The following is a 417-nucleotide window of genomic DNA, read 5'->3' as shown; positions in this document are numbered from 1 at the left end:
ACCGGTAAAACTGGTAGAAGGCAACCCTTGTAATATCAAGGTCACACAGCCCATCGATCTTATGCTGGCAGAATTTTACCTTAGCAAATTATTAAAGAATGGCAGGAGCTTCCTATGAATATACGGATTGGTCATGGTTTTGACGTACATAAATTCGGCGGTGTGGGACCGATAGTTATCGGCGGCGTGGAGATTGATTATGTACAGGGATTACTGGCCCATTCCGACGGCGATGTCGCTCTGCATGCCATTTGTGACGCTTTACTGGGCGCCTTGGGATTAGGGGACATCGGCCGACATTTTCCCGACAACGATGCACAGTACGCAGGCGCAGACAGTCGCGAATTACTCAGGCATGTGTTTTCACTGATCAAAGCGAAAGGCTACAGGCTGGGAAATCTGGACGTTACCGTCGTG

Annotated in this window: 2 protein-coding genes; both read left to right on the top strand. The window is 49.2% G+C overall.

The features are described 5' to 3' along the window. Window positions 1–10: 10 nt before the first annotated feature. Window positions 11–118, top strand: coding sequence for a 2-C-methyl-D-erythritol 4-phosphate cytidylyltransferase (locus tag J0A66_RS23645; protein WP_277603615.1), 108 nt, complete (start codon window positions 11–13; stop codon window positions 116–118). Continuing rightward, window positions 115–417 (top strand): 2-C-methyl-D-erythritol 2,4-cyclodiphosphate synthase (ispF, locus tag J0A66_RS21805; protein WP_206575949.1); only part of this gene is annotated, 303 nt, incomplete at its 3' end. The genes J0A66_RS23645 and ispF, both read left to right, overlap by 4 nt.

Origin of the sequence: Bowmanella dokdonensis (genome assembly GCF_017254865.1) — a bacterium.
Lineage (GTDB): Bacteria > Pseudomonadota > Gammaproteobacteria > Enterobacterales > Alteromonadaceae > Bowmanella > Bowmanella dokdonensis.
This window is presented reverse-complemented; position numbering and strand designations above follow the sequence as displayed.